This is a genomic window from Thioalkalivibrio sp. ALE21 (assembly GCF_003208255.1).
GTDB lineage: Bacteria > Pseudomonadota > Gammaproteobacteria > Ectothiorhodospirales > Ectothiorhodospiraceae > Thioalkalivibrio > Thioalkalivibrio halophilus.
On the sequence record NZ_QKMA01000024.1, the window covers coordinates 1 to 18,332 of the forward strand.

Below are 18,332 nucleotides of genomic sequence, written 5' to 3' on the forward strand. Positions count from 1 at the left end.
GGCCCACGAGCAGGTGAGCGCGAAGCTCGCCTGCCCCGTGTACTTCGCTCGGCCGTATCACAGCTGGGAACGCGGCTCGAACGAGAACACCAACGGTCTGATCCGGGAGTACTTCCCGAAGGGGACCGACTTCGCTCATGTCAGCGAAGAACGAATCCAGGAGATCGAAGACAAGCTCAACCTTCGACCGCGCAAGCGGCTCGGCTACCGGGCTCCGATCGAGGTCCTGGAGCAATCCTTATCGCGGCGACGCGCCGCATGACGTGGCGTTGCACTTATTGGTTGAATTCAGGTGCATGGGCCACTGCGGCCGGTCCGCTGCGGCCGCCCACCAGTCGGCCCGCCGGACCGTTTCGTACATGGGGGTCGGGATACCCTTGCGAAACAGCACGCGGGACAGCACATCGGCATTGTCCGGATCCAGCCAGTCCGATACCGGCAGTTCGTGATAGCCGGCGAGCCGGTGCAGGGCCCGCGAGGTGCCGCCCTCGTGACCTTCGGGGTCGCGCAGCAGGACCAGCGCCTTCTCGGCCGGGTCGTGCAGGCGGGCATGCAGTTTGGTCTGCCAGAAGGTGTTGTGTTCGCTCATCACTGAACTCCGCTGAGACGCCGGAAAGTGCGGGCGCTGTCGAGATGCGATGCGACATCGCGCCATGCCTGTTCGAGCTTGTTCAGCTCGAGGGTTTCGCCCGAGTCAGTCGGAATCTTGTGTGGCATTGCAAACACGCGGATCCGCAGTTTGCCGTCCGGATCCGCCATCAGCTTCCACCGCAAAGGGCTGGCCATGCGGCCGGCACCGGCGAAACCCAGCGCCTTGCGCAGATCCGCCGCGGGTTGCTTGAGCTTCAGGCGAGCGTTGCGCCGTTCCTGGGCCATGGCCGCCATGGCCTTGTCCCAGGACTCGAAGGACTTTGTGCTTTCCCAGATCCAGGGGCCTTGTTCGCAACGGGCGATGGCGCGGGCCCAGTCGGATTTGAGGCAGCGTTGCCAGTCGAGAAGAATGCCGTCCGGCACGGATGGGGCGGTCGCTTCTCCATTGTCTTTAATTGCCACGGATCCCCATCCTCCTCTTGATCGGCTGCCGAGGGTTCCGAACTGGTGGGCCAGTTCCATTACCGTATCCAGCCGATGGATGTAAGTGTCCGGAGCGGCGATCTTGAGTATGCGGACGGATTCCTCGGCGCGGGAACGGATCGCGTTTCGATCCGGGATATTCTTGCCGCGCCTGACAAGGCCGAACCAGGCATATCCATTCTCAATGCTGGTCGCCAGTGGGGCGACGCCTTCCTGGCTGCCATGACGCCAGGCGGTTTGGTCACTGGCAGATTCCGTATCGAGCCGCAGCCTTACGAGGCTCTTCCTCGCACGGACTGGCTCGCTGGCCTCATTGGGAACATCAGTCCGGTCATCTTCGGGCCAAGCGTGGCCGAACAGCAGTCCCTCCTCCCGACGCATGCGGGTAATGTCTTTCGGGTGGCCGTTCTCGGCCATCCAGGCGACGCGCCACCACTGGCGGAGCAGGGCCTTGAACGGCGGGGTACGCCACTGGGCGTCCTGCACGGCGTTGCCGAGAAACGCCGGGGCGAGAAAACGCACGGTGTAGTGGCGCTGTGTGTAGCGGATGTTCGGTTGAGCCATCGGCGAGTTCCCATGAAGCAGCTGGGTGAATACTATCGCGTCCGTGCCGGCCTGGCGCGGACGACAAGCTTGTCGGGTCAGGTGTTGTTCAGGCGCTGGATGGCGGCTTCCAGCTCGCGATGCAGGCGTTGCCGGTTGCGGATAATCTCTCGCATCCGGGGATGTCGCGGTGGTGTTCCGTGGGCCATGGCGTTGCGAAGCTGGCGCAGCAGGTGCCAGGCATCGCGTTTCCATTCCGGTTCGCGGTCGAGTGTCTGGGCAAAGCCGTCGCGGACCCGTTCGCGGCTCGCGTGGTCACTCGGATCCTCGCCCTCGTCATTGCACAGACGGGTCAGGAAGGCCTCGAAGCCGAAAATGGCGGCGCGTGGATAGTCGCGCCGGCCCAGAGCGCGCAGAGCGAGCTTGCGCTGGTTGTCACCCAAGTCGTTGCTACGCGCCCAGGCCAGGCGGTCGATCAGTTTGCCCTGGAAAAGCCCGGAGGCTCCGGTGAGTGGATTGCTTTCTAATTCCTGCAGAACGGTCCGCAGGCGCTGGCGGGCCCCAGCCAGGTTCAAAGTTGTTTCGAGAAAGTTGGCTTCGACCAAGCAGTTGGCCTTGTCCTCCGGCAAACCGTCGCGCTCCAGCAGGGGGGCGAAGACGCCGTAGTCACCCGAGGAGTCGAAGCGGGCAAGGGCTTCGATCCAGCGGTGGACCGCATCCAGCCCATCCAGGCGCAGTACCGGAGTCTCCCCCTCTTGTGGTCCTTCGCTTGGTGTCATGTCGAGCGCGGCGTACCACAGGCCATCGACCCGTACAGAGCGCAGCGCTTCCAGGAAATAGGCGGAGAGAAAGCCAAGCATGCCAAGGTGGCGGAAGCCGTGCGTGAGGTCGAGGTGGAGTCGGCCGCCCGAAATCGTTTCGGCGATTTCTTGGAGAATCCGGATCTGTTCGTCGGATTCGCGAGCTCCCGGGATCAGCCGCAGTTCCGCATCCATACCTGCGGCTTCGCGCACGAATTCGGTGACCGGCGCCAGTTGTTCCATGGTTACGCGCTGATTGGTCTCCGCATCAAGCAGCGCCAGGCGTTCCGCTTCCAGAGAGGGGTTGTTGGGTTGCACCAGGTGCTCGATCAGCACGCTCCACATGCTGCCCGGCGTACCGAGGATTACCACACGGGCGGGCTGCAGCTGGCGTGCCAGTTCGATGCCGAAAAACGGGCTTTCGCGCAAGCCGGCTTCGGGAAACCGGTAGCGTGCACGGCGATAGCCGGTGTTGTCGTCGTGCCGACCTCGCCCGAGGAAGGTGATCAGTGTGCTCATGGCCGTCCTTGTCTGCAGGGGGACACACCCTAGTTGCGATACTGACCTAACGCCTTATCCAGCGTGAGGTTAAACCGATTGGACGTTGCGGGGAAAGGCGTCGACGCCGGTGATGGCAGCTTGCGGCAATCGTGGGCACCACCCCCCGCGCCGCCTGGAGTGGGTTACAAGGGCTTCCGCGACAGCGCCGAGTTCCTGTTCGAGGCGCTTGTGGAGGTTGCTGAGGATCGGACTGAACCGTTCGCCCTCGAGTCGCCGCGGCGAGTTGTGGTGGCCTGGGAATTCCGCAAATCGCTCGGGCAGCGGGCCTTGAGCTCCTTCGTGCGGCACGTGTCGCGTTGACCACGGACGTCGGGTTGCGGTCCGGTCATCGATCGCTCAGCTTTTGCGGCTGCCGTAGGTGACGACGGACTCGATGCGTTCGGCGCGTTCAGGGTCGAGGACGTCGGTCCGGGCGAGGGTGGCGGCGTCTGCGTTGATCACGTCGCGCACGCTTCCAACGTGGCGCAGCAGGTCGCGGGCTTCGTCCGCGGCGACGCCGGGCAGGCCGCTGAGGATGAATTCGGCGACCTTGCGCCGATTGTCCGACTCGGCCTCACGGTCGACGGGATCCGGCTCGATCTGTGCGTTCAGGCCGGTCAGGTAGATGAGCATGCCGCTGTTGTCGGCATCGGGGCTGGGCAGCACGCTGATGCCGAGGGCAATGGTCAGGTGGGCCAGGGCGCGGTGGATGTCCAGCGCCTGCTGGTAGAAGCGGGGCTCGTACAGGTCCCCTTCGACGATGTAGATCACCTGCCGGTAGTTGGCCTTCAGCTTCGCGGCGTTCTCCCACAGGCTCTTGTCGACCACGCTCAGAACCATGTCGGCCGCGGATTTGCGTTCGATCACGACGCCGTTGGGCAAGACGTAATCGCCCACGTCCAGATCGGTGAATTCCAGTTCCACGCCCTCCAGCTCTTCGATGCGCTGGATGATCTTGCCCTTTTCGCGCTTGTCGACGCGGATCGGCAGATGAAGATTTTCCATTGGGGACTCCGGTTGTGTGACCCGCACGCAGTCTAGGCGGAGCGCAGGGGGTAACTCGCAATCCCTCATGCAGTCTCGGATACCACCGGGGAGGGCGCCGGTTCGTTGCCCTCCCCGGTGTTCCTGCCCGAGCTGCCCGAGCGGTTCTGTCCGGGCCACCGATCGAATCCTCACCCCGGTTACGCGGGCTCGTCGTCCAGCGATGCACCGCCCTGTTCGAGGAAGCGGCGTACTTGCTCTTGCCGGCGGAAGGCGCCCTGGCCTGATCTGCGCGTTCGCGTGAGGGGGATGGATTCCCCGGATTTCAGATAGATGACCGGCCTGTGCGCGGGTTTGCTATGGCCGGAACGCTGTGACCTCGACCAGGTCGTCTCTACGGCCACCCGGCTGATGTCCTGCAAGGGGATGTCGCGGATCTTGCCGGGGCTCCCCGGCTGCCACCAGCGCCGTTCGGCGACCTGTAGCTGGTCAACCCCGGGCGGCAGCCACAGGGCCACGACATTGCGCTGGAACAGCAGCAGGTAGAGACCCAGCGCGCTCATCGCCAGGGGCATCCACAGGCCGAACGTGACCTGGTGGCTCATGTGGAAGTCTCCGCCCTGACGGACATCGTCGAGGCCGGTGTTGACCTCGTCCACGATGGATTGAACGCCCGATCGGCCGCTCCGGCTGTAGCCTAGGATATCCACCGAGCCGTCGTCCAGCTGCAGGTTGGCGGAGTAGGTGCGGTCGCCGTCGCTGTTCCGACTCTCGCCCAGTGTGGCCTGCTGGATCTCTTCCAGGGGGTAGCGGCCCTCGGTGGATTCATGGATGCCGAACGGGGCCGATCGGGTGAGTTCGCAGTAGCGCTCCTCCGCCCCGCAGGCGAGATGCGTGCTGCGGCCGAACGTGGTCAGGAAGATCACGCTCATCACGAGCACGAAGAGCCCCATGAACGGAGTGCCCCAGTTCTTGAATACCAGTTGGTTACCCACGGTTTCGCTTCTCCTTGTGGCTGGCCTGAGCATGTGCGTCGGGGCGTGGCGTGAACCGCACCATCGACCGACCAATGAAACCGGATGTCAGCCGGGCCGAGACACCTCTGTTTGGAGGGGGCGATGAGGCTGGACGCTGTCCTGCGTAAGCCGGACCCGGGGAAGGCGGTGCCGCCGGCAGGGGATGGAGCCCCGGGTTCGGGTTGCACGGCGCCCGTGGCATGCTGGCTCCATGTGCGGACGAATGACGCGATACAGCGCGACCAGCGAGCTGGCCATGCGCTATTTCCAGGTACCGGTCGATACGGGTTTCGACGCACCGCGGTACAACGTCGCGCCGGGGACGGAGCTGGAAGGGTTCCGGGCGGGCGACGATGCGGCGGTTGTGTTCCAGCCGATGTTCTGGGGCTTTCGTCCCGAACGGGTGGAGGAAGGCCCGCGGCCCATCAACGCGCGGGCCGAGAAGGTGGCCACCAGCCCGTATTTCCGCTCGGCGTTCGCGCATCGCCGCTGCATCGTGCTGGCCGATGGCTGGTACGAATGGCGCAGGACGGAGCAGGGCAAGCAGCCGTACTACATCACCCTGGCTGAAGACGCGCCGCAGGACGTGCTGATGATGGCGGGGATCTGGGAACCCACCACCGACGGCGGCGCCTGCTGCGCGATCATCACCGAACCCGCATCGGACCGTCTGGCGCATATCCACGAGCGCAAGCCCCTGGTACTGGATGCCGCCTGCCGCTGGGAGTGGCTGGACCCGACACTCACCGAACGGGACGCGATCCGGGCGCGGACGCAGCGCCTGAACCCCGACGCCCTCCGATATCACCCGGTGTCCACCCGCGTGAACCGGCCTGCCGAGGACGACCCGTCGCTGATCGAAGCCATCGCCTGACGGCCTTTGATGATCTCACTCGAAATCCGGAACCTTCGGGGTTTCGTTCAGGCGCTCGGTCGGATCCGCCTCCGGCAGCAACACAGTCGTGCGTCATCTTCCGCGGCGGCCGACGGTGCTTGAGATTCGGAGGAGGCTGCGGTAGAAAGACCCTGTAATGGAAGAGGTTGTGTGATATGGATATCGGGGAGGAGCGTCGATGAACATCAATATCCACATGTTGATCGGCGGCGTGTTGGCGCTGCTGGTAGTGCTGTGGGTGTGGCAACGGCGCCGTCTGCTGCGGCGTGCCGAGGCCGAGCAGGCCGAATGGCAGGCACAAAGCCGCCAGGTAGACGCGATTCAGGAGGCCATGAAGGAACGGGAAGACGTCGCCAACCGGCTGGCGGAGCTGGAGCGATCCGGCGGCGACGAGGACGCCCTGAAGTCCCTGCGCGTCGAGCTGGAGGCCATCGACGTGCGATTGACGGAGCGGCTGGAAGCGATGACCGGCCGTAGCGAAGGCGCTGCAGCTGGAAAGCCTCGCGGCTGACTACGATGCCTGTGCGAAGCCTGTGTCGATACGGGCTGTGCACATTCGGGGATGTCGACAGGTTGCGGGCCCGGGATCGAGTCCGGGTGTCTTTGGGTCCGCCCCCCGCCTGTGGGATACTCCCGCACCTAACCGCCCGAGCATTATCCATTCCGGAGGCAAACCGTGGACGAGAATCGCAAGAAGGCCCTGACGGCCGCGCTGGGTCAGATCGAGAAACAGTTCGGCAAGGGTGCCGTGATGCGCATGGGGGACCGCCAGGCGGTGGATGTGCCCTCGATCTCCACCGGTTCGCTGGCGCTGGACGTGGCGCTGGGCATCGGCGGCGTGCCGCGCGGGCGCGTGGTCGAAGTCTACGGGCCGGAATCCTCGGGCAAGACGACCCTGACCCTGCAGGTGGTGGCCGAGGCGCAGAAGGCCGGCGGTACGGCGGCGTTCGTGGACGCCGAGCATGCGCTGGACCCGACCTATGCCGAGAAGCTGGGCGTGAACGTGGACGATCTGCTGGTCTCGCAGCCGGATACCGGCGAGCAGGCCCTGGAGATCGCCGACATGCTGGTGCGCTCCGGCGCGGTGGACGTGGTGATCGTCGACTCGGTGGCGGCGCTCACCCCCAAGGCCGAGATCGAGGGCGAGATGGGCGATTCGCACGTCGGTCTGCAGGCGCGCCTGATGTCGCAGGCGCTGCGCAAGCTCACCGCCAACATCAAGCGCTCGAACACGCTGGTGGTGTTCATCAACCAGATCCGCATGAAGATCGGCGTGATGTTCGGCAGCCCGGAAACCACCACCGGCGGCAACGCGCTCAAGTTCTATTCCTCGGTGCGCATGGATATCCGCCGCATCGGTGCGATCAAGAAGGGCGACGAGGTGATCGGCAACGAGACCCGCGTGAAGGTGGTGAAGAACAAGATGGCGCCGCCGTTCAAGGAGGCGCATTTCGAGATCCTGTACGGCGAGGGGATCTCGCGCGTGGGTGAGCTGATCGAGATGGGCGTGAAGGAAGGCCTGATCGACAAGGCCGGGGCCTGGTACAGCTACAACGGCGAACGTATCGGGCAGGGCAAGGAGAATGCCCGGCAGTTCCTGAAGGACAACCCGGACAAGGCCGAGGAGCTCGAACGCAACCTGCGCGAGCGTTATCTGCCGTCGGCCGGCGGCAAGGGGACGGACGAAGACGCCGAGGCGGCGGTCGAGGATGCCGAAAGCCCGTCGTAAGGGCGGGGCGCCGGTCGACCCGGCTGATCCCGAGGCGGCCCTGGAGGCCGGACTCAAGCTCCTGGTACGGCGCGAACACGCCGCGCAGGAGCTGGCGCGCAAGCTGGCGGAGCGCGGCTTCGAACGGGACGCGGTGGATGCCGCGCTGGAGCGTGCGCGCGAACTGGACTACCTCAACGAGACCCGTTACGCCGAGTCCATGGCGCGCCACCGGGTCGGCCAGGGGTACGGCGAACAGCGCATCCGCGCCGAGCTCGCGCACAACGGGATCGATGGCGACACCGTGAGCCTCGCCATCGAGGCGCTGGAGGTCGACTGGGTCGAACAGGCCCGCGGCCAGCTCGAACGCCATTTCCGTCATCCCCCCGCGGCCCGCGAGGACGAAGCGCGCATGCTGCGCCACCTGGCCGGTCGCGGCTTCCCCGGCGATGTCGCCCACCGGGCGCTGGCCGCCTGGAAGGACGAGACCCCATAGGACGCAGGACGCAGGAGGCCAGCCCCCTGGCCGATTGGGCATCACCAACGCCCCATCGGCCAGGGGCTGGGCTCCTGCGGTTCCGGGGTCTCGGGTCATGCTGTAGGAGGCCAGCCGCCTGGCCGATTGGGCATCACCAACGCCCCATCGCGCAGGGGGCTGCGCTCCTGCAGCATGGCCCGAGGCTGCGGGCGGCAATACGCGGGTCGGGGGCGAGCGTGATACGATTCCGCTTTTGACCCCATACCCGACCGGACACGCATGAAGAGCGCCGACATACGCCGGAGTTTCCTCGATTTCTTTGCGCAGCACGACCACACCGTGGTGCCGTCCAGCCCGCTGGTGCCTGCCAACGATCCCACCCTGCTGTTCACCAACGCGGGGATGGTCCAGTTCAAGGATGTGTTCCTCGGCCGCGAGAAGCGCCCGTACAGCCGCGCGGCGACCAGCCAGCGCTGTGTGCGCGCCGGCGGCAAGCACAACGACCTGGAGAACGTGGGCTACACCGCCCGGCACCACACGTTTTTCGAGATGCTGGGCAACTTCTCCTTTGGCGACTACTTCAAGCGCGACGCGATCCACTACGCCTGGGATTTTCTGACGGATGTCCTCGGCCTGACGCCGGAGCGGCTGTGGGTCACGGTCTACGAGACCGATGACGACGCGTACAACGTCTGGGCCAACGAGATCCAGGTCCCGGCCGAACGCATCATCCGCATTGGCGACGATCCGGACGGCGGCTCGGACAATTTCTGGCAGATGGGTGACACCGGGCCCTGCGGTCCCTGCACCGAGATCTTCTATGACCACGGCCCGGAAGTGGCGGGCGGACCGCCCGGTTCGCCGGATGAGGATGGCGATCGCTACATCGAGGTCTGGAACCTGGTGTTCATGCAGTACGACCGCGACGCGGACGGCACGCTGAATCCGCTGCCCAGCCCGTCGGTGGATACCGGCATGGGCCTGGAGCGCCTGTCGGCCGTGCTGCAGGGCGTGCATTCCAACTACGAGATCGACCTGTTCCAGGATCTTATCGCCGCGGCGCGGCGGGTGACCGGCGCGCAGGAAGCCGATTCCGCCTCGCTGCGCGTGATCGCGGACCATATCCGGTCGATTGCTTTCCTTATTACCGATGGCGTGCTGCCCTCCAACGAGGGGCGCGGCTACGTGTTGCGGCGCATCATCCGGCGCGCGGCGCGTCATGGCTTCCAGATCGGCTCCGAGGATGCGTTCCTCTACCGCCTGGTGCGCCCGCTGATCGACACCATGGGCGAGGCCTATCCCGAGCTGGTCAAGGCCGGCGAGCAGGTGGAGAAGGTCCTGGAGAAGGAGGAGCGCAAGTTCCTCGAAACCCTGGACCACGGCATGAAGATCCTGGAGGAGGACCTCAAGGATCTGCAGGGGCGGGTGATCCCGGGCGAGACCATCTTCCTGCTCTACGACACCTACGGCTTCCCGGTGGACCTGACCGGCGACATCGCGCGCGAACGCGACCTGGAACTGGACATGGCCGGTTTCGAGGCGGCGATGGAGAAGCAGCGCGAACGGGCGCGCGCCGCCTCCCGCTTCAGCATGGATACCGGCAATCTGCCGGGGCTGGAAGACCACACGACCGAATTCTGCGGCTATGAATACCTGGAGGGCGACGGCCGCGTGGTGGCGCTGTTCCGCGAGGGCGAGGCCGTGGAGCGCCTGGAGGTTGGCGAAGAGGGCATCGTGGTGCTCGACCGCACGCCGTTCTACGCCGAGTCCGGCGGCCAGGTGGGCGACATCGGTACCCTGTCGGGCTCCGGCGTGCGCTTCCAGGTGCAGGACACCCGCAAACAGGCCGCGGCGCATCTGCATGTGGGCCAGGTCCGCGCCGGCACCCTGGAGGTCGCCCAGACCCTGTCCGGCTCGGTGGAGGGGCCGCGGCGCGAGGCCATCAAGCGCCATCATTCGGCCACGCATCTGCTGCACAAGGCCCTGCGCGACCAGCTGGGCGACCACGTGCAGCAAAAGGGTTCGCTGGTGGATTCCGAGCGCTTGCGGTTCGACTTCACCCACATGGAGCCGCTGACCGCGGAGCAGCTGAAGTCCATCGAGGATCAGGTCAACGCCGAGATTCTGGCGAACGAGGCCACCGACACCCGCATCATGGACATCGACTCGGCCATGGAGTCGGGTGCCGTGGCCCTGTTCGGGGAAAAATACGGCGACGAGGTGCGGGTGCTGAAGATCGGTTCCTCGGTCGAGCTGTGCGGTGGCACCCACGTGGAGCGCACCGGCGACATCGGGCCGTTCCGGATTACCGTCGAAGGCGGGGTCGCCGCCGGGATCCGCCGCATCGAGGCGGTGGCCGGCGAGGTGGCCCTGCGCTGGATGGACCAGCAGCTGGGGCATCTGGATGCGGTGGCGGACCGCCTGCGGGCCGGCCGCGCCGACGCCCCGGACAAGGTGCGCCAGCTGCAGGAGCGCAATCGCGAGCTGGAGAAGGAGATCGAGCGCCTGAAGGGCAAGCTCGCCAGCCAGGCCGGCGACGACCTCTCCAGCCGTGCGGTGGAGGTCGACGGGCTCAAGGTTCTGGCGGCCCCGGTGGAGGGCGTGGAGCCCAAGGCCCTGCGCGACATGGTCGATCAGCTCAAACAGAAGCTCGGCCGTGCCGTGGTGGTGCTGGGCACCGCCACCGAGGAAGGCAAGGTCTCGCTGGTCGCCGGGGTCACCAAGGAGGAAACCGGCCGGATCCGCGCCGGGGATGTGGTGGGCCGCGTGGCCGCTCAGGTCGACGGCAAGGGCGGTGGCCGGCCGGACATGGCCATGGCCGGCGGGCAGAGCCCCGAGAAACTCGACGCGGCGCTGGCCTCGGTGGAGGACACCGTTCGCGAATTGCTGGGCTGACCAAATTCCGGATTGGAAGGGCGGGTTTGCTTTGGATGCAACCCGATTTCGTGTTTAATGCGCCGCCTTCGGGCCGGACAGGGATTCTGCAATGGCGTTGCTGGTACTGAAATTTGGCGGCACCTCGGTCGGGACGACCGAACGCATCCGGGCGGTGGCCGAACGCGCGCTCCATCTGCGCGAGGAGGGCCATCAGCTGGTGATCGTGGTGTCCGCGATGAGCGGCGAGACCGATCGCCTGCTGGGGCTGGCGAACGAACTCAACCCGCGGGTCGACGGGCGCGAGCTGGATGTCCTGCTGTCCACCGGTGAGCAGGTCACCATCGCCCTGCTGGCGATGGCACTGGAGGCGAAAGGCTGTCCGGCGCGCTCCTATACCGGTGCCCAGGTGACCATCCGGACCGATAGCGCCTACAACAAGGCGCGGATCCGCAGTATCGACGACGCCCGCGTGCGTGATGACCTGGAGGCCGGCCGCATCGTGGTCGTGGCCGGCTTCCAGGGCGTGGACGAGGACGGGGCGATCACGACCCTGGGGCGTGGTGGCTCCGACACCACGGCGGTGGCGCTGGCCGCGGCCTTGAAAGCGGACGAATGTCGCATCTATACGGATGTGGACGGAGTCTACACCACCGATCCGCGACTGGTGCCCCAGGCCCGGCGCCTCGAACGAGTGACCTTCGAGGAGATGCTGGAGATGGCGAGCCTCGGTTCGAAGGTGCTACAGATCCGGGCAGTGGAATTTGCGGGCAAGTATAACGTCCCCTTACGTGTCCTTTCGTCGTTTGGCGAGGGGCCCGGGACACTCATCACCACGGAGGAGGATGCAGCGGTGGAACAGGCGCTGGTCGCGGGAATCGCGTTCAATCAGAACGAAGCGCAGCTGACGGTGGGCGGCGTGCCGGACCAGCCCGGGGTCGCGCATCGCATCCTCGGGCCGGTGGCGGATGCCAACATCGAGGTGGACATGATCGTGCAGAACGTTGGCGAGGACGGCCGCACGACCGATTTCACCTTCACCGTGCATCGCAACGACTACGAGAAGGCGCTGGAGCTGCTGCAGGGGGCAGCGGACGAACTGGGCGCCCGCGAGGTCTCCGGCGACGTCCATATCGTCAAGATCTCGGTCGTGGGTGTCGGCATGCGGTCGCATGCGGGTATTGCCAGCCGGATGTTCGAGGCCCTGTCGCGGGAAAACATCAACATCCGGATGATCTCGACGTCGGAGATCAAGATCTCGGTGGTCGTGGACGAAAAATACCTCGAACTGGCGGTGCGTGCGCTGCACGATGCCTTTGAACTCGAAGAGGAGCCAGCCGGTCTACCAAAGGAGCAGCAGGGGTGACGACTCAATCAACGGATTCCGGGCGACCGACCTCGTCCGACACAGGTACTGTGGAGAAAAGCATGCTCATACTGACGCGTCGGGTGGGGGAGACCCTCATGATCGGCGATGACGTCTCCGTCACCGTTCTGGGTGTGAAGGGCAACCAGGTCCGGATCGGCATCAATGCACCCCCGGACGTGGCGGTTCATCGCGAAGAGATCTTTCAGCGGATTCAGGACGAAGATTCGGAACACGGCTCCGACGACAATCGCGGGAACGAGTGACGTTCGACGCTGCGATCTCCGCGCGGCCCGAATGAAGGTAAAATCATCAATTCGGGGCCGCGCGGGCTTTCATTCCGCGGCGTGAATCCGTATCCTCTGCACCGCAGTTACGGAGAGTTGGCCGAGTGGTTGAAGGCGCTCCCCTGCTAAGGGAGTATGGGTCAAAAGCCCATCGAGGGTTCGAATCCCTCACTCTCCGCCATTTTCAAAGTTAAGTCGCGGATTTGGAAAGGAAAACCGGGTCTGCGAGTTAACAGGTCCCCCAATTGGCCCCCCAATGGGTTGGCGTAAGATTGGTTGCTGTGCGCCAGCCAGCCCATGCGCCATGGGAGGTCGAAGTGCTCGAAGCTTCAGTCTTCGCGGAGGTCCCACTCGGGTTTTCGTTCCATCACCAGGCGCCAGGCCTCAGGATCGCCTTCTACGAATCCACGTAGGACGCCGATCTTCGCGGCATATCCGTATTGGCGTGCTCCTGCAGTCTGAAGTGCTCCCTCCTCGTACAACTCGGCGAACGACTTGTAGCTGAAGTCGTCCGGAGGCAGTGTAAGTTCGCCCTGATCCCACCCTTCACCTTCAAGTTCTTCCTGGTCATCCGGTATAGCGTCGATCTCCTCTTCTTAATCGCGTGTATCAGGTTTCTAGAGGGAAGGGCCCTTGGTTCCATCGGCAACCAAGATAGGTCTCGGCTCAATGGATCGCTCGGTATGACCGCTGCTCCCGGCGATGTTGGCGCTTGATGCAGATCACTCAAAACTTTGCTCGGCGTCACGGTCCCGTGCCCGCTCACGTTCAATCCAGCCATCCAGTTCCGGAAGAGAATCCAAGACCCACGTCTGGACGTCTCCGCCGAGAGCTTCGCCAAGCTCGCAGATCGCCACCCGCCGGCGTTCCAGGATATCGGCAAGCGACCCGGTCCAGCATGTGGGAGGAAGCCTCAACCAGATATCTCCGAGAAATGCGCCCTTGTCCGGCGCCTGCTCCAGAATCGTCATGAACAGCGGCGAAACCGCATTTTCTTCATCCCCCTGTTGGCTCCTGAACATTGCGATCGAGCGTCCGAGCAATGGGAAGCGCTGATTAGGAGCCAGTCCAGCCCATTGCAGCAGGATGTCTGGGCTCAACTCTTCAATAGGTGACTCCGGTCCGAAGTCACGATCGAACAGTCCGCGATTGTTCGCCTCGGGGTCGGGTAACAGAAACTCGTCGAGCGCGATCAGCGGGTGTGTCTCGAACAAAGCCTTCAGAAGGTAGCCAAGGCTATAGGCGGAGAGATATACCGTCTCGAGGCCCGCACGGACCCGTGCGCAGATGGAGCGCAAGGTCACTTCGCCATCGCTCCCAGCGCAGCAGACACGGATCACCGTACCCATGCCGAAATCCTGCAGTTTCTGCGTCCTGGTGAATTCCGCTCGTCGTAGGAGTTGCCGCCCGACTGAGATTAGTTCCGGCGATTCCGGATGCTGGTCCTTTCTATGGCAGTAGAAGTGCATATGGATAATATCCAGGGCAATCTCTATGCCGTCAGGCAACTCGGCTATGTCGAGAAGCAGCCGGCCAAGATCTTCGGGCGGCGACTCGCCCACAGAGCCATTGGCAATGCTGGTGAAATCCGGTGCTGATAAGGCACCACGCGCGATTGCGCGACGAAGCCTGGAAATCCCTGTGGCATCGATCGCTACGCGCGCCTGTAGATAGGGCAGGCTAGGGGCGAGATCCGGATTATCAATCGCACCCTCCAGCACACCGTCCAACAAGGCCGCGTCGTGGATATGGGCGCCCCATACAAAACCACCCAATAATGCGGCGTTGCGTTGATCGGTAACTGCGGCGGAGGCATCGACCAGCTCCTGCCACATGGCGGCAAGGTCGGCAGCACCATTCGCCAGCCCTATCCCGCATTCGTAGGCGCGCTGAGGGTGACGCGCCGAGAGCAGTTCCTGAACAAACTCGCGGCGGGTTTCCTGATCGTTGGCGAGCTCGACACCAATGTCCTGGGCCATCTGCGACACGCGCCCCCACGGCTTCATGGCATCGCCATCGTCAGGCTCGCCATCCTCCATCGCCCAACCGGTCACACCACGACTGAGCACAATGGCGCGTGCCTTATGTAACAAATCAGCCGGTTTCAGATGAGCGATGAGCGCCACCAGTCGCTCTCGGACATCATCAGGCCTCGCGTCACCTTCAAACCGCAGCGCCACGCGACAGGCGAGCCAGCCTTCTATCCAGGGTCGTTCACCGGAGAAATGGACCGCCGCCCGCTCAAGCGCGTCGTGGCACGCGCCAAAGCGCCACAGCTCCCTGACGCTGTTCGCAACATGATCTCGGACGTCGGGAATCAACGGCGACAATTCGACGGCGAGATCGATTGCGTCCGTGTACCAATCCCATATGTCGCCATAGGTCGGTGGGTGCCAGCCCCAGTCACGTGAACGAGCACCAAAGTCGAAGTCACTCGACGAACTGAAATGATTCGCTTTGAGCAGCGCCTCTAAGGCGATCCCTGCACATCGTACCAACTCTGGATTCTCCGACCGAGCAAGAACGCGTACAAGGGCCCGACGCTGCTTGGGCGGCGCTTGGGTTCCGGATAGATGCAGATGAAACAGTTCGGCAAACATGGCCGATGCCGAGTTGCTGTTATGGCTAGGTGGCTCGGCGGCGAGGAAGCGGGCGAGCAAAGTCGCCGCACGATCAAACATAGACGGGTCATAGGCGAGCAGCTTGATCAGGCGGATCCATTGCCATCTTTCGCTTGACTGAGAGGCGAGGATCTCATGGCTGGCCGGGTCGCCCAGCTCGTGCTCAATATGGGCAAGGACGGCCTCGGGCGCGACCGGCGCGATGTTTGAGATAATCTGAAGGCCGTCCTCACCCTGTTTAGCCAGGTTGCGTAGAGGGCCATCCGCGCGCAACCAGCGTTCCACGGCAGCCCGTGCGTCAGCACTGTCGTGAAGATAGCCAAGCCGACGCGAAAGTGATTTCTGCATGCGTGGCGTAAGCGAGGCGCAGAAACTGTCGAAATCTGCGGGTGGAATGCGTTCGAGCGCGAAGGTCGCCAGCGGGTTGGCGATCGCATGCGGCAGGATCGCACGCCAGCGGCCGCGTAGCTGTGCAATGCCGCGGTCGCGCAGGGTTGCCAGAGCCGCATAGAGCGTCGTGCTCGGCACACCGCGAAGCGCCGCCACTCGTGCGAGTTCGCCGTCCGTGGATGTATCCTCGCCATCGATCGAGTAGAGCAGTGCGAGGTCTTCCGCGGCTAACAGCAGGTCTTGATCGGGCTCGTTGCGTTGTTGGAAGATGCGCTCGAACAGGTCGCGGCTTTTGAGTTTGCCGAGTGTCTCACCCTTGCCGAGCGTTTCGGCGAGTGCCCGCGCCACCCGAAAATTACCGTCGCTAAACTCCGCGATCATTCGGCGATCGATCTGGGTCACATCGGGGAAAGTCTGTTCAAGCCACAGCGCGACCAGATCGGGCGACGCCGACTGCAGCCGAAACACCTCGGTGCGTTCTGGCTCGTCATCACGAACATCATATTCGACAGTGATCAGGCTGACCTCACTGCCGATCTCGGAACAGATGCGCGCAAGCTCGGTGTGTGTGGCAGGGTTGCAATTGTCGATGATGAGGATCGCGCGCTGCCGCGCGGTCACCAACTGACGGGCCATGTCCCGCGCGGTCGGGGCGGTCTCTTGCGAATAGTCGGTGTAGACGGCGAGGCTGGGATCGAGCGGCGCATCACCGATGTCATCCTCAAACAGGGCTTGTACGAGTCGGGTCTTGCCAACGCCTGACAAGCCGATCAGCCGGATACATTGCTGTGGCCTACCGAGTGCTTCGCGAAGCCGGGCGATACCATCGCTGAGCGTGAGCCCTTCGCGCTCAGTCGTCCGTTCGTCAGTAAGGCAAGCTTGGTCGTCAAACAAGTAGCTCGTCGATTCGCTTACACCTGCGCCGTACCACTCGCCGATACTGCTCCATCCTGAAAGGCCGCGCCCCAGCCGGGTACGAATCCAGGCGGCGATGCCGGGGTAGTGATTAACCCAAATTGCTAACCGGTCGCGGTCATAGAAATCAGTGTGCAACTTGGTGGCGTCAGGAAGACCGCTGAGCTGGTCCCGAATAGCCGAACGGCGGTCGCCGAGCGGCTTATCGGCGACCGATCCTTGCGCGCTGACGATGACATATGCGCCCGATGCCGCGGCCAGCTCGGCGATCACCGGACGCAGTACTCCACTGGGGCACATCTCGTCACGGATTGCGCTCGGCGGCATGTCAGGCTTCTTGACCTGGAAGCCAGTGAGCGCCCGCGGAACGAAGTCGGGCGAGCTTAGGGGTTCTGGACAATCGATTCGAACATCAAGGCCACCATCAGCGGCATCCTGATTGCCGCCGGCGGTCACGGACGAGCTCGGATAGCCTTGTTCGCGCAGTTCGGCGAGCGCGAGCCGCGCAACAAGCGTGCGCAGATCGCTGTCGTTCAGGTTCGCAATGTCTTCACCGGTAACTTCGAACATCGTTGCCTGTGCCCCCTTTCGCCACATACAGATATCAGAATGGCTTTCGCAACCTCAAAGGGCAGCCGTCAGTTAATCGCACGCCCAACAATATAATCACAGCGCTGATGCCGCCGGTTGTCCGTTTCTTGGCAATCGACGATCACCCTTCGCATGACCAATGTGGAGCACAATGCTTGTGGCTGGAGCATGATCGGGAAAGCGTCAATCCACACCCCGACGCGATCGCGCCTACCCTTGGCACCACCGATGTCCCCTAGATTCGGCAGAAGCCTGTTCGTGAAGGAACGGTTATCGTCGCTCGCCGTAGGTCAGTCTGTCGACTTCCCCGGATTAGGTCCACGCGTAACTAGAGGTTCCCGGGGTGTGTAACTGCTGGTATTCGACCGGCGTTAGATCTCCTAGACACTCGTGAGGGGCGGTTTCGTTGTAGTCGAGCAGCTCCTGCTCGGTGTATTCCGGCATTTCCGTGAATGTCCCGAAGACGTATAGATCCAGCGCCGCGCGGTGGTGGCTGCCGTTGAACCATCCGATTAAGCCGTTCTGCATGGGCTTGCAAGGCTGGATGAAGGGTAGTTCTTGGGCCAGTCGGCGATCGGAGCCGAGACGAACCCGGGGCCTCTGTCGAGCTGGAGTTGCTGCGGATGGCCCCGCCAAGCGGCGATACGCTCACGAACCCAATTCTCATGGGGCGCGGGCAAGTTCAGATCGATCTCCATGGGCAACGCCTTCCACCCTATCGCGCAGTGCTGGCGAGACACTCGCTTGTGGATCCGGAACAGACTCCCCCGCTGGATCAATTTGAACAGCTTGCCGAAGGCCCCCTCTCCGAATAGTGCTCCACCAGCTCCTTCAACCGTTGGACTCCGCCGCCTCCCTGCCAACAAATCGCCGCTTCCACTGATATTGAGTTGCTTCAGAGTCTCAGTGATCTGGCTGTAAGTAGTCCGGCTCTGGTGCAGCTCGGACGGTTTCAGCCCTGATGTCAGGTCACGCCTGATTGCATACCGCGAGAGAAGGCACCCCTGTTTCATGCCCGGGAGTGGATGAGTATTGTGCCCGATGAGCGAACGGGAGGCTGACCGCATGGCGAGTACCATCCACTCCAACGCCCGCACCACACCCCGGATCCGGCAGGAACTGCAGGAGGCGCCGGCCGGCGTCAGCGACCCGGAACTGGCCCGGCGCTACGGCATCAGTCGCATGACGGTGCGCAAGTGGCGCCGCCGGCGCACCGAGGTGGAAGACCGGACCCATCGTCCGAAGACGAT

General features: G+C 63.9%; 15 protein-coding genes and 1 tRNA gene. 10 read left to right on the forward strand and 6 right to left on the reverse strand.

Going from position 1 to position 18,332, the window contains the following annotated elements:
* Positions 1–262 (forward strand): IS30 family transposase (locus tag D893_RS12630; RefSeq protein ID WP_110619974.1); only part of this gene is annotated, 262 nt, incomplete at its 5' end.
* Here D893_RS12630 and D893_RS12635 read toward each other — a convergent pair.
* The 5 genes from D893_RS12635 to D893_RS12660 form a co-directional block, all read right to left on the reverse strand.
* Positions 239–589: a hypothetical protein gene (locus D893_RS12635; RefSeq protein ID WP_210434109.1), complete on the reverse strand. Its 351-nt coding sequence runs from the start codon at positions 587–589 to the stop codon at positions 239–241. The two genes, D893_RS12630 and D893_RS12635, sit on opposite strands and share 24 nt — an antisense overlap.
* Positions 589–1,638 carry a hypothetical protein gene (locus tag D893_RS12640; RefSeq protein ID WP_110619975.1) on the reverse strand — a complete coding sequence of 350 codons (1,050 nt, stop codon included), beginning with the start codon at positions 1,636–1,638 and terminating at the stop codon, positions 589–591. Before D893_RS12640 ends, D893_RS12635 begins: the two co-directional genes overlap by 1 nt.
* 77 nt (positions 1,639–1,715) lie before the next feature.
* Positions 1,716–2,936, reverse strand: coding sequence for a TIGR02221 family CRISPR-associated protein (gene csx2, locus D893_RS12645; protein ID WP_110619976.1), 1,221 nt, complete (start codon positions 2,934–2,936; stop codon positions 1,716–1,718).
* A gap of 378 nt (positions 2,937–3,314) precedes the next feature.
* The gene (locus D893_RS12655; RefSeq protein WP_018870950.1) at positions 3,315–3,962 is read right to left on the reverse strand and encodes an ERCC4 domain-containing protein; all 648 of its coding nucleotides are present in this window, start codon (positions 3,960–3,962) and stop codon (positions 3,315–3,317) included.
* 179 nt (positions 3,963–4,141) lie between these two features.
* Positions 4,142–4,936: a hypothetical protein gene (locus tag D893_RS12660; protein WP_110619978.1), complete on the reverse strand. Its 795-nt coding sequence runs from the start codon at positions 4,934–4,936 to the stop codon at positions 4,142–4,144.
* 244 nt (positions 4,937–5,180) lie between these two features.
* Between D893_RS12660 and D893_RS12665 the strand changes: the two genes are divergently transcribed.
* The 8 genes from D893_RS12665 (at position 5,181) to D893_RS12700 (ending at position 12,746) form a co-directional block, all read left to right on the forward strand.
* A complete protein-coding gene (locus D893_RS12665; RefSeq protein ID WP_018945696.1) occupies positions 5,181–5,831 on the forward strand; it encodes an SOS response-associated peptidase in 651 nt (216 codons plus the stop codon).
* Between the two features lie 199 nt (positions 5,832–6,030).
* Positions 6,031–6,363: a hypothetical protein gene (locus D893_RS12670; RefSeq protein WP_018945697.1), complete on the forward strand. Its 333-nt coding sequence runs from the start codon at positions 6,031–6,033 to the stop codon at positions 6,361–6,363.
* A 165-nt stretch (positions 6,364–6,528) separates the two neighbouring features.
* A complete protein-coding gene (gene recA / locus D893_RS12675; RefSeq protein WP_018945698.1) occupies positions 6,529–7,581 on the forward strand; it encodes a recombinase RecA in 1,053 nt (350 codons plus the stop codon).
* The gene (locus D893_RS12680; RefSeq protein ID WP_018945699.1) at positions 7,562–8,056 is read left to right on the forward strand and encodes a regulatory protein RecX; all 495 of its coding nucleotides are present in this window, start codon (positions 7,562–7,564) and stop codon (positions 8,054–8,056) included. The genes recA and D893_RS12680 overlap by 20 nt, the downstream gene beginning before the upstream one ends.
* A gap of 261 nt (positions 8,057–8,317) precedes the next feature.
* Entirely contained in the window at positions 8,318–10,933 is a 2,616-nt protein-coding gene (gene alaS, locus D893_RS12685; protein WP_110619979.1) for an alanine--tRNA ligase, read from the forward strand.
* Between the two features lie 91 nt (positions 10,934–11,024).
* Complete coding sequence (locus tag D893_RS12690) at positions 11,025–12,278, forward strand: aspartate kinase (protein WP_018945701.1); 1,254 nt, start codon at positions 11,025–11,027, stop codon at positions 12,276–12,278.
* 62 nt (positions 12,279–12,340) lie between these two features.
* Complete coding sequence (gene csrA, locus D893_RS12695; protein WP_018945702.1) at positions 12,341–12,544, forward strand: carbon storage regulator CsrA; 204 nt, start codon at positions 12,341–12,343, stop codon at positions 12,542–12,544.
* Positions 12,545–12,655: 111 nt separating this feature from the next.
* Positions 12,656–12,746: transfer RNA gene (locus tag D893_RS12700), tRNA-Ser, on the forward strand.
* A gap of 541 nt (positions 12,747–13,287) precedes the next feature.
* On the opposite strand, the gene D893_RS12710 is transcribed toward D893_RS12700, so the two are convergent.
* Entirely contained in the window at positions 13,288–17,061 is a 3,774-nt protein-coding gene (locus D893_RS12710; RefSeq protein ID WP_110619981.1) for a hypothetical protein, read from the reverse strand.
* A 1,086-nt stretch (positions 17,062–18,147) separates the two neighbouring features.
* On the opposite strand from D893_RS12710, the gene D893_RS12720 reads away from it, so the two are divergent.
* Positions 18,148–18,332, forward strand: a 185-nt coding sequence (locus D893_RS12720; protein WP_196802056.1) for a helix-turn-helix domain-containing protein, incomplete at its 3' end; no start/stop codon positions are given.